Genomic DNA, 14,750 nt, shown 5'->3' with positions numbered 1-14,750 from the left:
CTCTCGCCGCCCCGCCCGCGCCGCCCCGCGCTGTGCCGCCCGGCGCCGTGCCGCTCCACCCCGCTCCGTCCGCCTCACGACGACGCCCGCCCCACCACACCCGTCCCGTCTCCGCCTCTATCCCGCCCTGCCACGCCAAGTCGCGCCGCCGTCGCCCGCAGGCGTCCGCTTCGCCGGGCCCTCATCGGGGTGTGCGGGCCATGCCGTTATCGGGGTGTGCGGGCCGAAGCCAGGAAACGTTCGTAAATGGGGACGTAGGCGGCGGCGAGATCGGGTTCGGGCGGCTGGCGATCGCGGGGGAGCACGGGCACGTCGTCCAGCGACCCGCCCGCCTGCCCCGCGATGAGTGCCGCGCCCGCGCAGACCGCGTCATCGGATCGCACCACCTCGACCGGGGCGGGCGAGACCGCGGCCTTGACCCGCATCCACAGCGGGAGCCTGACCTGCCCGCCGAGGACCACGAGGCGCTCCGGGGCGGTGCCGGTGACGGCGGTGAGGGCGTCGAGCATCCAGCGGGCGTGCAGGCAGGTGCCCTCGACGGCCGCCGCCAGCAGGTCGCCCGGCGTGTGCTCGGGCCCGAGCCCCGAAACCGTCACGCGCCGGGCGCGGTCGGGCGCGGGGGCGGACCGGCCCCGCAGGTACGGCTCCACCACGATCCCCGTCGGCAACCGCACCCCGCCCAGCAGCCCGGGCAGCGCCGCGTACCCGCTCTCGCCGTTCCCCGTCAGGGAGAGCAGCCAGTCGAGCATGGCGCCGCTGGTGGGCAGGCCGCCGACCACCACCTTGCGGGTCCCGTCCAGCGACGGGTCGGTCGTGATGCCGCGGGCCAGCCCCGTACGCGGATCCGGGCGCGTGTCCGACGGCACCATCACCGCCTCCGCCGTGCCGAGGGAGTCGGCCACGTCGCCGGGCCGCCGCACCCCCGCCGCCCACGACCCCACCGCGTGGTCATGGCCCGCGATCACCACGGGAACCCCGGCCGCCACCCCGCTCACCCGCGCGGTCAGCGGCCCGACCGGCTCCACGGACCCGCCCGGAACCGGCAGCTGCCCGGTGCGCAGCCCGGCACGCGCGAGCAGCCCCGGGTCGTAGTCCCCGGCGTCCAGGTCGTAGGCCAGGGTGCGGGCGGCCAGCGTCTCGTGCGTCCGCAGGCGCCCCGTGAGCGCGTACGCCACGGCGTCCGGCACGTTCGCCCACCACCGCATCGACTCCAGCACCTCGGGCGAGTGGGCCCGCAGCCAGAGCCACTTGGCCAGCGGCGATTTGGGGTCGGCGCGGCGGCCGGTCAGCGCGTACAACGCCGTGGCGTCCCGGCTCAGCTCGGCGGCCTCCCGCGCGGCCCGCGGGTCGTTCCACCACAGCAGCGGGGTGAGCGGCCGCCCCGCGCGGTCGAGGGGCACGCCGGTCTCGGCCATGCCCGCGATCCCGATCGCGTCCGGCCCGCGCCCGGCCCGCTCGGCGCACTCGCCGAGCGCCCGCGTCACCGCGGCGACGAGGGCGGGCAGCTCGCGCGGGGTCGGCTGCCGCACGGCCACGGCGCAGCCGCCCAGCTCGTCGAAGAAGCCCACCTTGACATGCGTGGTCCCCACGTCGACCCCGGCCAGCATTCTCATGCTGTCACTATGGCGGAGCCGATCACCGGGCCCGGCCACCGCCCCAGAGCCCGCCTACTCGGTCTTACGGCACGAGAACGCTTCGGCCCTGATCAGGGAGTGTCTTCAAAGTCCCGTCTGCCCGGCGTTCATTCCGGGAGGGACGAGCTCCGCGGCATCGCGCCGCGCCACGAACACGAACTCCCTCCCCGGCCGGTCGGGTGCGTCGCGTACGTCCTCGACGACGAAGCCGTGCTCGTGCAAGTCCCGCTCGATCTCCGTACGTTCGCGGAAGCGAAGCGTCGATTCCGAGGTCAGCACGTCCCCGTCCGCGGCGAACACGTGCGTACCCCGGAAGCTCACCAGCGGCAGGCTCACGTCCGTCAGCTCGGCCCAGGTCTCGACGTGGCCGACGCCCGGGATGTTCGTCATGCGGTACGTGGTCTCGCGCGTCCACTCCGCCCACTCCTCCCACACGCGCTGCGCCGGATCGCGCGTCTCGAAGACAAGCCGCCCGCCGGGCCGCAGCGCCTCGTACGCGCCGCGCAGCGTCGCACGCCATGCCCGCGGATCGGCGATCGCCTGGGCGACGTTCCCGGTCATCGTCACCAGGTCGACCTGCATGGGCGGCAGGTCCCCCGCGTCGCCGTCGAGCCAGCGCACCCGCTCCGCGCCCGGCTTGCCACGCGCGACGTCGACGGACGCCCGCGCGGGATCGATCCCGGTGACCGTGATCCCGCGCCCGGCGAGCAGCAGCGCGAACACGCCCGTACCGCACCCGATGTCCAGCACGGACCGCGCGCCGAACTCCTCCGCCATCGCGAGATACGCGTCGAGATCGCTGCGGTCCGGATCGAGCGGGTCGTAGATGGCGGCGAGGCGCGGATGTCCGAAAGCTGCGTCAACCATGGAGGCGAACGTACGTGGCCCCGAGCCCGCACGGCCACTGCTTTTACGGCCTGCGCTGATTCCGTCAATCCAGTGAACGAGATACCTCGGCGGATACGGGATAGCCGCCGATCCGGCCGCTCACCAGAATCGTCGTACGACGAGGGCCTCCGCCTCGACGCGGAACCATCGACCTCGCTCAATCCTTGGTGGCTCGTAGATGGGAGAAAAGGATGAAGTTCCGGCGAACCATCATGATTCTCACAGTGGCGCTAGGGCTCCTCATGCCATGGGCCTCGGCGGCGTCAGCGGCAGCGGAAACATCGGCCGCCTCGGCTGCGGCCACCTGCAACGGGTACGAGCCGTACGCCTATCCTCCGGGCCAGAACGGAGACGTGATCTCCGGAATCGGCGGGTGCGGCAACCAGGCCGTCACGGTGGAGATCTGGATCGACGTGCCCGGGCCCGACGTCAGGGCAGGCTGCTGCCCCCGATACACCAGCCCGGTCACCGCATACGCCTACTGCAGCAGGACCGGCCACGGAAACTACTACACGCTGGCCAGGACACCGGTCGGTGACAGGGAATCCGCGCGAAGGACCCTCTGCTAGCCGGCAACGCGCCAGATGAACGGCTGCGTCCTGCGCCCACAGGCGGGGCGCAGGACGCAGCCGTTCATCATGAAGCCGGCCACCTGCCGACTGACTCTCGATCGCGGCTTCGGCCAGGCGTGATAACCAGGTCAGCACCGGCCTGCGCCGTCGAACCGGCGCGGCCACCTGGCGACCTTGTGCGAGATGTACTGGCCGTGTGCCACCCGCGTGCAGGGGCCGTCGCCGCCGTCCGCCCAGATGATCTTGAGGTTGAGCGCACGACCGCAGTTGTTCCGGGCGTAGCCCGTCTTGGTCACCTTGCCCTTCTTCTCCCAGACCCTGACGCAGGACGGGGCGTTGCCGAGGGCCTGGGTGACCGTCTGGGTGTCGGCGTTCGCCTGGGTGGGGGCGGTGGCCAGCAGGCTCACCGAGGCGGCGCCCGCGATGGTCAGTGCAGTGAGCGACTTGCGGATGAAGGCGGTCATTGCGGCCTTCCTTTCTGCTGTCGGTGTGACCGATGAGAGGAAGGTAGGCCGGGCCGTGTTGAGGATCCGTTGAGAATCAGCTCAGGGCCGGTCGGGGCCGCGGTAAGGCAGCGTCTGGCTGTAGACGACGCTGGTGGTCGTGCTGCCGAACCCGGCCAGCTCGTCCACGAGTTCTTCCAGATGCGCCATGGAGGTCGCGGCGACCCGCAGCGTGTAGCAATCGTCGCCGGTGGTACGCAGGCACTCCAGGATCTCGCGGCGCTCGGCGAGCAGCCGGCGCAACGGCTGGTGGTGGTTGCCCGGATACTTCAGCCGGACCAGGGCCAGGACGGGATAGCCGACCTTGGCCAGGTCGACCACCGCCTGATAGCCGGTGATGACGCCCTGCGCCTCCAACTGCCGCACCCGTTCGGTGGTGGCCGACGCGCTGAGGCTCACGCGCCGGCCCAGCTCGCTGAGAGAGATCCGGGCTTCCTGCTGCAGCCGGCCGATGATCGCCCAATCGACGTCGTCAAGGTTGATGGCCATCACGCGAATCTACCGGCAGATTCACGGGAGAATGCCGATATAGCCGGGAAAAGATGGTTCCGTAACCGATGAGAGCCGGGATAGCTTCACGTCATGCGACTTGGCGTCAACGTACCGAATTTCGGGCCCGGAACCGATCCCGGCGTGCTCCGCGAGTGGGCCGGGGTCGTGGAGGGGCTCGGCTTCGACCTCCTCATGATGTCGGATCACGTGGTCATCACCCCCGAGGTGGCCGAACGGTACCCCGAGCCGTTCTACGAGCCGTTCACCACGCTGTCCTTCCTGGCCGGCATCACCACCAGGGTGCGGCTGGGCACGACCGTGCTCGTGCTGCCCTACCGGCATCCGCTGCTGGTGGCGCGCATGGCCACCAACCTCGACCAGCTCAGCCGCGGCCGGCTCGTGCTCGGTGTGGGCGTCGGCTGGTCGCGCCAGGAGTTCGACGCGCTCGGCGTGCCGTTCGCCGAGCGCGGCAGATTGACCGACGAATACCTGTCCGCCCTGCGGGACGCCTGGCGCGAGGAGAGCGGCGTGCCCATCTGGGTCGGCGGCAACAGCAAGGCGGCGATCCGCCGAGCCATCGGTTTCGGCCACGTCTGGCACCCGCTGCGGGGCACCGTGGCGTGGCTGCGCTCTACCCTGGCGGAGCACCCGCGGCTCGCGTTCGCGCCCCGTATCGCCCTGCGGCTGACCACCGAACCCGTCGAGGACGGCGAGCGCCTCGCCGGCGTCGGCACCATCGAACAGATCATCGACGACCTGGAGCAGCTTCGCTCGCTGGGCGCCGACACCGTCCTGCTCGACCCCTACCACGGTGATCCGGAGCAGACCCGGCGGCCCCACGCGGCCTGGCAGGCGCTCACCGCCGTGGCCACACACTGGAGGACAGCATCATGATCACCCCTGCCGACGAGGAGTTCCTGCGGCGCGCGATCGCCATCGCGGCCCACGCCGTCACGCTGGGCGACGCGCCGTACGGCTCCCTGCTGGTCGGCCCGGACGGCGCGATCCTCGCCGAGGCCCACAACACGGTACGACGCGACGACGACATCAGCGCCCACCCGGAACTGAAGCTGGCCCGCTGGGCGGCCCGCGAACTCGACCCGGACACCGCGGCGGGCACCACCATGTACACCAGCTGCCAGCCCTGCACCATGTGCGCGGGCGGCATCGCCCGCTCCGGGCTCGGCCGCGTCGTCTACGCCCTGGCCACCGAGCAACTCGTCGAACTCAACCCGGCGTCAGGCACCTGGCCGACGGTGCCGCAGGACGGCCCGGCCCTGTTCGACGAGGCACGTGCCCCCATCGACGCCTTCTACCGTCAGGACCCCGTCAGCGCCGGGTGATGATCGCGGAGTTGGCGTCGGCATACTCCCGCTTCAGGAGAAACGTGGTGACCTTCACCAGGCTGGACACTCCGAGACCCGCGCCCGCCAGGCACGCCAGGACGTTCGCGGACCCCGCGGGCCGCACAGCCCAATCGTTATCGGGATCCTTCGCGATCACGGGCCATGGTGACCGGTTCTCGGGTAGAAGCCGCGGATGTTCGAGGACTTCGCAACCAGCATGGTCGACGTGGGTGAGACAGAGCTGTTCGTCCGGTACGGCGGCTCGGGCACCCCGCTCCTGCTTCTCCACGGCCACCCCCGCACGCACGCGACCTGGCACCGCCTCGCCCCGCTCCTCGCCCCGCACCACACGGTGGTCTGCCCTGACCTGCGCGGTTACGGCCGCTCCGGCAAGCCGCCCACCACCTCCGACCACGCGCCCTACTCCAAGCGGGCCATGGCCGGCGACATGGTCGCGCTCATGGAGGCGCTGGGCCACCGCCGCTTCGCCGTGGCGGGGCACGACCGCGGCGCGTACGTCGCCCACCGCCTGGCCGCCGACCACCCCGGCGCCGTGACGCGCCTGATCGTGATGGACGCCATCCCCATCGGTGAGACGCTGGCCCGCGCCGACGCGAGATTCGCCGCGGCCTGGTGGCACTGGTTCTTCCTGGGGCAGACCGCCAAACCCGCCGAGCGCGTCATCAACGCCGACCCCGACGCCTGGTACAAGGCGACCGCCGAGCAGATGGGCCAGGAGGCGTACGAGGACTACCGCCGCGCCATCCACGACCCGGACACCGTGCACGCGATGTGCGAGGACTACCGAGCCGGTCTGACCGTGGACCGCGCCGCCGACGACGCCGACCGTGCCGCGGGCCGCCGTCTCACCTGCCCGACCCTGTTCCTGTGGTCGGCCAAGGACGACATGGAGGACCTGTACGGCGACCCGCTGGCGATCTGGCGCACCTGGGCCGACGAGGTGACCGGTCAGGCGATCGACAGCGGCCACCACGTGGCCGAGGAGGCCCCGGACGCCCTGGCGGAGTCGCTGCTGGCGTTCCTCGCCTCCGCGTCACACAACTCGACACCTGAATGATCATGAACGCGTACTGTTGCTCCGCATGACGCACACCGAGATCGAGATCACGGCGGAGCTCGTACGGGATCTGCTGCGTGACCAGCACCCCGACCTGGCCGGCCACCCTGTGCGGCTCGGCGCGCGAGGCTGGGACAACCAGCTGTGGCGGCTCGGCGACGACCTCGCCGTCCGGTTGCCCTGGGCGACTGAGTCCGCGGACGGGCTGCTGCGCAAGGAGCACGCGTGGCTGCCCGTCCTCGCCCCGCGCCTGCCCCTGCCGGTTCCGGTCCCGCAACGCCTCGGCGATCCCTCCGCGCGGTTTCCGCGACCCTGGATCGTCACCACCTGGGTGCCGGGCGAGCCCGCCGACCGCGCCCCGGTCACGCGTGGCGCGGAGGCGGCCGGCGCCCTGGCCGCCTTCCTGACCGCTCTTCACCGGCCCGCCCCCGAACAGGCGCCCGCCGGCCGGGACCGCGGAGGGTCGCTGGCCGGCTACGCCGGGAGGTTCGCCAGGCAGCTCGCCGAGGCCACCGAACTGGGGCTGATCCCCGACCCGGACGCCGTCCGCGCCGTCTGGGAAGACGCCGCCGCCGCGCCCGGCTGGGCAGGCCCGGCGCTCTGGCTCCACGGCGACCTGCATCCGGCCAACGTCCTCACCGCGGACGGCACCATCTGCGGCGTGATCGACTTCGGCGACCTGTTCGCGGGCGATCCGGCCTGCGACCTCGCCGCCGCCTGGATCCTGCTGCCGGACGGCGCCGCCGAGCGCTTCCATGCCGCCTACCAGCCGGCCCCGGACGCCGCGACCCTGCGCCGCGCCCGCGGATGGGCGGTGCTGCGCGCCCTCAGCGGCCTGCTCATCGGACACACCGGCGTCCACGGCCGCCGCGGCGGCAAGGCCACGTGGGGCCCGCCCGCCCAGGCGGCACTGCGACGCCTCATCGCTGAGCAGACGGCCCGTCGCTGAGCAGACGGCCCGTCGCTGAGCGACGGCTCCCCGCTCGCTCGAATGCGCCGGTCCGGGTCGTGCGGCGAGGACGCCGGGAAGGCTGCCGGCGCGGCAGAATGCGTCTGTGGACACCGTACTGCGCAAGATCATCGCTGAGCTGAACGAGGCCGCCGCCCAGCACGACGCCGGTCAGCAGGACCGGCTGGACCGGTGGCGGGTGCTCGAGCCCGACGCCGGGGAGTTCCTCTGGTTCCTGGCCCAAAGCGTCGGAGCCCGGGTCATCGTGGAGATCGGCACCTCTCGCGGCGTGTCCACCTTGTGGCTGGCCGACGCCGCCCGGGCGGTCGGCGGTCACGTCCTGAGCCTCGACACCGACGCCGAGGCCCAGCGGCACGCCCGGCGCACCGTCGCCGAGGCCGGACTGGAGGATCATGTCGAGTTCCGGGTCGAGGACGGCGGCGGCGCGCTCGCCCGCATGCCGGACGGCTCCGTCGATCTCCTCTTCCTCGACGCCGAACGCGTCGAGTACCCCTCCTGGTGGCCGAACCCGTACCGGGTGCTGCGCCAGGGCGGGGTGCTCGTGGCCGACAACGCCCTGTCCCACCCCGAGGAGATCGCCCCGCTGCGCGAGCTGCTCCTCCGGGAGCCGAGCCTGACCTGTACCACGATCGCCGTGGGCAAGGGCGAACTGGTCGCGCTGCGGCGCTGAGCTCGGCGGGACGCCTGACGACGCCGCCGCGGGTGGCCCCGCCCGCGTACGGACGGGGCCACCCCCTACCTGACGGGGGCGTAACCGGCGGGCCTGCTGGTGAACGTGCCACGGCCCTGCGTACGGCTGCGCAGCCGGGTCGCGTACCCGAACACCTCCGCCAGCGGCACCACGGCGGTGATCACCACCGTCCCGGCCCGCGCCGACGAGCCCGAGATCCGGCCGCGCCTGGCGGCCAGGTCGCCGAGCACGGCGCCCGCCGCGTCGCCGGGCACGGTGACCGTGACCTCCGCCACCGGCTCCAGCAGCTCCATGACGCCGGCCCGCAGCGCCTCGCGCAGCGCGAGCCGCCCGGCCGTGCGGAACGCCAGGTCCGAGGAGTCCTTCGGATGGGTGGCCCCGTCGGTCAGCGTGACCCGCAGGCCGGTCACCGGGTGGCCGCCGAGCGGGCCGTCGGCCAGGGCGTCCCGGCAGCCGGCCTCCACCGCGCGCACGTACTCGCGCGGCACCCGGCCGCCGACGACGGTCGAGGCGAACTCGAAGCCCCCACCGTCCAGCGCGCCGTCCAGCGGCTCCACGTCCAGCACGACGTGGGCGAACTGCCCGGCGCCGCCGTCCTGCTTGACGTGCCGGTACAGCAGCCCGGACACGCCGCGCACGACCGTCTCCCGAAGGGCCACCTGCGGGCGGCCCACGGCGACGTCCATGACGTGCTCGCGCCGGAGCTTGTCCACCGCCACCTCCAGATGCAGCTCGCCCATCCCGGACAGCAGCGTCTGCCCGGTCTCGGCGTCCGTACGGACCGCCAGCGACGGATCCTCCTCGGCCAGCCGCGCCAGCCCCGAGGCCAGCCGGTCGGCGTCGGTGCTCCTGCGGGCCTCGACCGCCACGGACACCACCGGCTCGGCCGTGCTCGGCGGTTCGAGCACCAGCGGCGCGCCGGGCGCGCACAGCGTGGCCCCGGGGCGGGCCGACTTGAGGCCGACGACCGCGACGATGTCCCCGGCCACCGCCAGGTCCACCTCGGTGTGCCGGTCGGCCTGCACGCGCAGGATGCGGCTGACGCGCTCGGTGCGCCCCGCGCCGGTGTCCAGCCCGGTGACCAGCCCGGTGACCAGCCCGGTGACCAGCCCGGTGACCAGCACCGTGTCCCCCTTCCGCAGCGTTCCCGAGTAGACCCGCACGTAGGTCAGCCGCCCGGTGGCGGTGGCGTTCACCTTGAACGCCAGCGCCGCCAGAGGCGCCTGCGGGTCGGCGGCCCGTTCCGCGCCGCCCTCGCCGCGCACCGGCGGCACGTCCAGCGGCGACGGCAGGTACGCCACCACGGCGTCGAGCAGCGGCTCGATCCCGCGGTCTCGGTAGGCCGACCCGCAGAGCACCACCAGGCCCGCGCCGCTGCGCGTGAGGTCGCGCAGCGCGCCGGCCAGCGTCTCGTCGGAGATCGACGGCCGTACGCAGAACTCCTCCAGCGCGCCGGCGTGCAGCTCGGCCACCGACTCCTCCAGCAGCCGGCGCCGCCGCCGCGCCTGCGCCAGCAGGTCCTCCGGCACCGGCCCGGCCGAGCAGGCACCGCCCGCCCACACCAGCGAACGCATCCGCACCAGGTCCACGACCCCGGTGAACCCGTCCTCCTGCCCGATCGGCAGCTGGACCACCAGCGGGGCCTTGTGCAGCCGGCGGCGGATCGACTCGACGGCGGTGTCCAGGTCGGCGCCGGCCCGGTCGAGCTTGTTGACGAACGCGATGCGCGGCACGGCGTACCGGTCGGCCCGCCGCCACACGGACTCGCTCTGCGGCTCGACGCCCGCGACGGCGTCGAACACCGCGATCGCCCCGTCGAGCACCCGCAGCGAGCGCTCCACCTCGTCGGAGAAGTCGACGTGGCCGGGGGTGTCGATCATGTTGACGCGGTGCCCGTCCCAGGCGCAGCTCACCGCGGCGGCGAAGATCGTGATGCCGCGGTCGCGCTCCAGGGGGTCGAAGTCGGTGACGGTCGTGCCGTCGTGCACCTCACCGCGCTTGTACGTGGCGCCGGCCAGGTACAGCATGCGCTCGGTGACGGTGGTCTTGCCGGCGTCGACGTGGGCGAGGATGCCGAGGTTGCGGACGATGGCAAGGGGATTGTCAGGTATTCGGGGACGCACGGCCCAAGACCCTTTCGGGAGGATTCTTCAGCAGGACAGCGCGATTCCCCTGACGAGAGGCCAGGAGGCGGGTGTCGTCAGGGCGTCGTCCAGTGGCGGCCGCGCAGCCGGCACCGGGACGACGGAGACACCAGGATCACCTCGTAGCGCGACGGGGGAACGACGGCAGTGGTGCTGTGGCGCACGGCCGTACTCCTCTCCCTCGTCGATGATCAGTGGCGAGTGTAGTGAACCGGGAGCCGGTCAAGAAAGCGATTTTTCGCGTGCGTGCGAGGTTCACCACGCGGTCGCCTCGCTGACCCCGATGTGCGGCTCAACCGTCATTTCCGCATGTCGACATAGGCGTGAGACGCTTTCAGGGAAGGATCCGCGCCCATGACGATCTCTCTTGACACCGGTCGCTACACGATCGGCATGGCCACCGGCCCCGCCGACGTCCAGGCCGCGCAGCGGCTGCGGCACGAGGTCTTCGCCGAGGAGATGGGGGCGCGGCTCGACAGTCCGGTCTCCGGCCTCGACGTGGACAGGTTCGACGCGTACTGCGACCACCTCCTCGTGCGCGACGGCCGCGAGGTCGTCGGCACCTACCGGCTGCTTCCCCCGGGGCGCGCGGAGCGGCTGTACTCCGACGGCGAGTTCGACCTGGCCAACCTCGCGCCCATCAGGGAGGGGCTGGTCGAGGCGGGCCGTACGTGCGTGCACCCCGACCACCGGGGCGGCGCGGTCGTCGCGCTGATGTGGGCGGGCATCGCGCGCTACATGATCTCCGGCGGTCACCAGTGGCTGGCGGGCTGCTGCTCGGTACCGCTGGACGACGGGGGCGCGGTGGCCTCCGCCGTGGTGGAGCGGGTGCCGCTCGGGCCGGAGGAGTACCGGGTCGCGCCGCGCACGCCGTGGCGTCCCCGGGGCGCGGTGCGCTCCGACCGGTTCGTGCCGCCCGCCCTCCTGCGCGGCTACCTGCGGCTGGGGTCGTGGGTGTGCGGGGCGCCCGCGCACGACCGGGACTTCGGCACCGCCGACTTCTTCGTCCTGCTCCCGATGGCCAACGTGAACACCCGCTACCTGCGCCACTTCCTGGGAGAGCCGCTGTGAACACGGCCGTTGACATCCTGGCCCCTGCCCCTGCTGCCCCGGCGGCCGCGCTCGATCCCTGGCGTCCGTTCGGCCCGTGCACCGCGCAGGCCTGCCTGGCGCCCGCCGCCCGCGCCAGCAGGCCCCTCCTCCTGGTCGCCCGGCTGTGCGCCGCGCTGCTCGTGGTGCTCGCCGGGGTGCCGGTGTCCCTCGTGGGGCGGGTACGGACGTCGTGGCGGGCGAAGCTGACCATGGCCTGGGCGCGGCTGCTCCTGCGCGCGCTCGGGATCCGGCTCGAGGTCACCGGCGCCCCGGCCGTTCCGGACGGGGGCGCCCTGGTCGTGGCCAACCACGTGTCCTGGCTCGACCCGCTGGTGGTCGCGGCCACGCTGCCGTCGCGGCCGCTGGCCAAGCGCGAGATCGGCGAGTGGCCGGTCATCCGCACGCTGGCGAGGGGCTCGGGGGCGCTGTTCATCGACCGGGAACGGCTCTCCGCGCTGCCCTCGGCCGTCGCGGCCGTCGCGGACGCGCTCAGGGAGGGCGACACCGTCGTCGCCTTCCCCGAGGGCACCACGTGGTGCGGGCGGGGGATGGGGCGCTTCCGGCCCGCGGTGTTCCAGGCGGCCGTCGACACCGGCGCCGCGGTCCGCCCGGCCACGCTGCGCTACCGCGAAGGGACGGCGGCCTCGACCCGCGCCTGCTACGTCGGTGACGACTCGCTGCTCGCCTCCATGGTCCGGGTGGCCGGGACCCGTGACCTGGTCGTCGAAGTGACGCTGTTCGCCCCCGTACCGCCCGCGCGGCCGGAGGGCAGGCGGTCCGAGGCCCGCGCGGCGCTGGCCAGGATCGCCGAGGCCCGCGTCCGCACCGGGGCCGACGATCTCGTCCACACTGCCGTCACCGGGCACTAGCGCGCCGCCGCGGCGGGCCTCCTCCTCCATTCCGTCAGGTGCTCTTTCCGGGGCGAATCCGTGCCTCCTCCGTGGTGATCAGGAGGCCCCCACGGATGCCCCGGCCGGTCGCTGCAGGCCAAGGTCGCAGGCAGCGAACGGACAACGAGAGGCTCTCATGATCACGCACGCCACCTTCGTGGCCGAGCACGTGTACGCCGTCCCGCCGGTCGAGGTCTTCTCCGCCTGGGCCGACCCGGCCGTCAAGGCCCGCTGGGCCGGCGGTCCCCCAGGCTGGAACCCGCGCCTCGACCTGGACTTCCGCGTCGACGGAGTGGAGCGGTGCCACGGCCTCCAGACCGGCGGCCCCGCGCACACCGTCCAGGCTCGTTACCTGGACATCGTGCCGAGCAAACGCATCGTCTACAGCTACGACGTGCTGCTCGACCAGGTACGCGCCCTGGTCTCGCTGGCCACGATCGAGTTCGTCCGGCACGGGCCGGGCACCAGGCTCGTCCACACCGAGCAGGCCGCCTTCCTCACCGACGACGACACCTCCCGGTTCGAGCAGCACATGCGCAACGCGCTGAAGTCGCTGGAGGCGGAGCTGGGCGGGCCGGCGCCACCCCCATCCCGGCAGGGCGCCGCCAGGCCGCCGGGCAGGCCGGCCACCCGGCGAGACGCCGCCAGTCCCCTCCCCGGTGGGGAGGCACGGCCGTGATCGCCACCACGCGCGCGGCGGCGCGGCCGCCGATCGTCACCGGGGCGCTGCTGGTGCGGATGGCCACCGTGATGGCCTCGTCGATCGGGTTCTTCCTGCCGTTCGCCGTCGTTCCCGAGTACGCCGAGCGGTCGGCGGGCGCCACCGTCGCCGGCGCCGCGAACGCGGCCCTGCTGGTGACCACCGTGGCCGTCGAGCTGGCCGCACCCGCCCTGGTGGCCAGGCTCGGCTACCGGTGGGCGCTCGGCCTGGGCCTCGTCGCCCTTGGCGGGCCGACCCTCGTGCTGGTGACGTCCTCGGACGCCGCGGCCGTCATCGCCGTCAGCGCCCTGCGCGGCGTCGGCTTCGCGGTCACGGTCGTGGCGGGCGGCGCGCTCACCGCCGAACTCGTGCCGGCCGAGCGGCGCGGCGAGGGGCTCGCGCTGGTGGGCCTGGTCAGCGGGGTCAGCGCGCTCCTGGCGCTGCCCGCGGGCACCTGGCTCGCGCAGGTCGCGGGCTACGACGCCGTCTTCGTCGCCACCGCCGCCGTCCCCGTCCTGTCCGTCCTCACCGTCCCGTTCCTGCCGGGCCGTCCGGCGGTCGCGGGGCGGGCCGCCGGGGTGCCGGCCGGCCTGCGCTCGCCGTACCTGATGTGGCCGGCCGCCGTGTTCGCCGCGTCGGCCGCGGGGACCGGGATCCTGTGCACCTTCGTGCCGCTCGCGGTACGCGGCGGGCCTGTCTGGGTCGCGCCGGCCGCGCTGCTGGCGCAGTCGGCCACCGCGACGCTGGCCAAATGGGTCGCCGGCCGCGTCGGCGACCGCCGCGGGCACGAGGGGCTCCTGCTCGCCGGGCTCGTCCTGTCCGCGGGAGGGATGGCCGCCGTGTCGCTGACGCACTGGAGCGTGAGCGTCGTCGCCGGCGCCGCCGTCTTCGGCGCCGGATTCGGCGTCCTGCAGAACGCCACCATGACCATCATGTACGGGCGCGTCCGCCCGGAGCTGTTCAGCACCGTCAGCGCCCTGTGGAACGCCGCCTACGACAGCGGCATGGCCGCCGGCGCGTTCGCGGTCGGCCTCCTGGCTCCCCTGACCGGCTACCCGCCGGCGCTGCTGGTCACCGCGGCCCTGATGGCACTCGCCGGCGCCTTCGTCCCCCGGGCCCGCAGGGCCCCGTCGGCTCTTGTGGGGCCATGATGACGCAACTCACCGTGACGTCATCAGCGCCGCACCGCCGGAGCGGGCCGGCGCCGCCGCCCGCGGCGACCTCCACCTGCTGGGGGAGGTGCGGGCGGCGTTCACCGGCGCCTGCAACGTCGTGGGACTGGCCGGCGTGGCCGTGCTCGTCCTGGTGCTCGTCCTGGTGCTCGTCCTGGTGCTCGTCCTCGTCAGGCGCGGGCCGGACGGCTGAGCCGCCAGGGCGACGGCCCCGCGGCGAGGGCCGCCTCGGCGCTCCGGCAGGCCAAGCAGAAGCGATAGAGGTCCACGCGGGTGAGCGTGCCGGCCTGGTTGTAACGCCGTTTGCAGTAGGCGCGCCAGAGACCTGTCGCCTCGAGCCTGGCGCCCGCCTCCTGGCACTTGGCGCACGCGCTGGGGTTGTAGTGGGAGGAGTCGAAGTACCAGTCGGCCGACAGCGAGCCGTCTCCGCAGGTGACCGCGAGCGCCATGCCCGATGACGCCTGGCCGGCGCTCGCGGTCCCGCCTGTCAGCAGCGCGACGGCCGTGCCCAGCATGGCGGCCGTGCTCAGGACGATGGTCGGCTTCCTCAAATGCGATCCCTTGTGTGCCATGTCCGC

18 protein-coding genes are annotated in these 14,750 nt (G+C 73.4%); 11 read left to right on the top strand and 7 right to left on the bottom strand.

Translation table 11 applies throughout. The features are described from left to right. Nucleotides 1-206 precede the first annotated feature (206 nt). Both H4W80_RS10460 and H4W80_RS10455 read right to left on the bottom strand, forming a co-directional pair. The gene (locus H4W80_RS10460; protein ID WP_192784912.1) at nt 207-1,613 is read right to left on the bottom strand and encodes an FGGY-family carbohydrate kinase; all 1,407 of its coding nucleotides are present in this window, start codon (nt 1,611-1,613) and stop codon (nt 207-209) included. Between the two features lie 105 nt (nt 1,614-1,718). Then, nucleotides 1,719-2,501, bottom strand: coding sequence for a class I SAM-dependent methyltransferase (locus H4W80_RS10455; protein WP_192784911.1), 783 nt, complete (start codon nt 2,499-2,501; stop codon nt 1,719-1,721). Between the two features lie 374 nt (nt 2,502-2,875). Between H4W80_RS10455 and H4W80_RS10450 the strand changes: the two genes are divergently transcribed. Further along, a complete protein-coding gene (locus H4W80_RS10450; RefSeq protein ID WP_192784910.1) occupies nt 2,876-3,091 on the top strand; it encodes a hypothetical protein in 216 nt (71 codons plus the stop codon). A 131-nt stretch (nt 3,092-3,222) separates the two neighbouring features. On the opposite strand, the gene H4W80_RS10445 is transcribed toward H4W80_RS10450, so the two are convergent. Further along, entirely contained in the window at nt 3,223-3,558 is a 336-nt protein-coding gene (locus H4W80_RS10445) for a hypothetical protein (RefSeq protein ID WP_192784909.1), read from the bottom strand. An 81-nt stretch (nt 3,559-3,639) separates the two neighbouring features. After that, nucleotides 3,640-4,086 carry an Lrp/AsnC family transcriptional regulator gene (locus H4W80_RS10440; protein WP_192784908.1) on the bottom strand — a complete coding sequence of 149 codons (447 nt, stop codon included), beginning with the start codon at nt 4,084-4,086 and terminating at the stop codon, nt 3,640-3,642. Nucleotides 4,087-4,179: 93 nt separating this feature from the next. Here H4W80_RS10440 and H4W80_RS10435 point away from each other — a divergent pair, with 93 nt between their 5' ends. Beyond that, the gene (locus H4W80_RS10435) at nt 4,180-4,983 is read left to right on the top strand and encodes an LLM class flavin-dependent oxidoreductase (RefSeq protein ID WP_192784907.1); all 804 of its coding nucleotides are present in this window, start codon (nt 4,180-4,182) and stop codon (nt 4,981-4,983) included. Next, a complete protein-coding gene (locus tag H4W80_RS10430; RefSeq protein WP_192784906.1) occupies nt 4,980-5,432 on the top strand; it encodes a nucleoside deaminase in 453 nt (150 codons plus the stop codon). Before H4W80_RS10435 ends, H4W80_RS10430 begins: the two co-directional genes overlap by 4 nt. On the opposite strand, the gene H4W80_RS10425 is transcribed toward H4W80_RS10430, so the two are convergent. Continuing rightward, nucleotides 5,419-5,559, bottom strand: a complete 141-nt coding sequence (locus H4W80_RS10425; protein WP_192784905.1) for a hypothetical protein — start codon at nt 5,557-5,559, stop codon at nt 5,419-5,421. The two genes, H4W80_RS10430 and H4W80_RS10425, sit on opposite strands and share 14 nt — an antisense overlap. Before the next feature lie 93 nt (nt 5,560-5,652). Here H4W80_RS10425 and H4W80_RS10420 point away from each other — a divergent pair, with 93 nt between their 5' ends. From H4W80_RS10420 to H4W80_RS10410, 3 genes are all read left to right on the top strand, one after another. Further along, complete coding sequence (locus H4W80_RS10420) at nt 5,653-6,513, top strand: alpha/beta fold hydrolase (RefSeq protein ID WP_417629236.1); 861 nt, start codon at nt 5,653-5,655, stop codon at nt 6,511-6,513. A gap of 25 nt (nt 6,514-6,538) precedes the next feature. Next, nucleotides 6,539-7,462 (top strand): phosphotransferase, encoded by a 924-nt coding sequence (locus H4W80_RS10415; protein WP_192784903.1) that lies wholly within the window; start codon nt 6,539-6,541, stop codon nt 7,460-7,462. 106 nt (nt 7,463-7,568) lie between these two features. Continuing rightward, nucleotides 7,569-8,153 carry an O-methyltransferase gene (locus H4W80_RS10410; RefSeq protein WP_192784902.1) on the top strand — a complete coding sequence of 195 codons (585 nt, stop codon included), beginning with the start codon at nt 7,569-7,571 and terminating at the stop codon, nt 8,151-8,153. A 65-nt stretch (nt 8,154-8,218) separates the two neighbouring features. On the opposite strand, the gene fusA is transcribed toward H4W80_RS10410, so the two are convergent. After that, entirely contained in the window at nt 8,219-10,297 is a 2,079-nt protein-coding gene (gene fusA / locus H4W80_RS10405; RefSeq protein WP_192784901.1) for an elongation factor G, read from the bottom strand. A 375-nt stretch (nt 10,298-10,672) separates the two neighbouring features. Between fusA and H4W80_RS10400 the strand changes: the two genes are divergently transcribed. The 5 genes from H4W80_RS10400 to H4W80_RS10380 all read left to right on the top strand — a co-directional run bounded on the left by H4W80_RS10400 (nt 10,673) and on the right by H4W80_RS10380 (nt 14,365). Continuing rightward, a complete protein-coding gene (locus H4W80_RS10400) occupies nt 10,673-11,389 on the top strand; it encodes a GNAT family N-acetyltransferase (protein WP_192784900.1) in 717 nt (238 codons plus the stop codon). Next, the gene (locus H4W80_RS10395; protein WP_318786790.1) at nt 11,386-12,279 is read left to right on the top strand and encodes a lysophospholipid acyltransferase family protein; all 894 of its coding nucleotides are present in this window, start codon (nt 11,386-11,388) and stop codon (nt 12,277-12,279) included. The genes H4W80_RS10400 and H4W80_RS10395 overlap by 4 nt, the downstream gene beginning before the upstream one ends. Nucleotides 12,280-12,436: 157 nt before the next feature. Beyond that, the gene (locus H4W80_RS10390; protein WP_192784899.1) at nt 12,437-12,979 is read left to right on the top strand and encodes an SRPBCC domain-containing protein; all 543 of its coding nucleotides are present in this window, start codon (nt 12,437-12,439) and stop codon (nt 12,977-12,979) included. Continuing rightward, on the top strand, nt 12,976-14,151 hold the full coding sequence (locus H4W80_RS10385) for an MFS transporter (RefSeq protein WP_318786789.1): 1,176 nt from the start codon (nt 12,976-12,978) through the stop codon (nt 14,149-14,151). Before H4W80_RS10390 ends, H4W80_RS10385 begins: the two co-directional genes overlap by 4 nt. Further along, nucleotides 14,138-14,365, top strand: a complete 228-nt coding sequence (locus H4W80_RS10380) for a hypothetical protein (RefSeq protein ID WP_192794440.1) — start codon at nt 14,138-14,140, stop codon at nt 14,363-14,365. Before H4W80_RS10385 ends, H4W80_RS10380 begins: the two co-directional genes overlap by 14 nt. Here H4W80_RS10380 and H4W80_RS10375 read toward each other — a convergent pair. Next, a complete protein-coding gene (locus H4W80_RS10375) occupies nt 14,343-14,744 on the bottom strand; it encodes a hypothetical protein (RefSeq protein WP_192784898.1) in 402 nt (133 codons plus the stop codon). The genes H4W80_RS10380 and H4W80_RS10375 overlap by 23 nt on opposite strands. Between the last annotated feature and the right edge of the window lie 6 nt (nt 14,745-14,750).

It is taken from the genome of Nonomuraea angiospora (assembly GCF_014873145.1).
Classification (GTDB): Bacteria; Actinomycetota; Actinomycetes; order Streptosporangiales; family Streptosporangiaceae; genus Nonomuraea; species Nonomuraea angiospora.
Note: the sequence above shows the minus strand (reverse complement) of the source record. Positions and strands in the feature narration are given on the sequence as shown.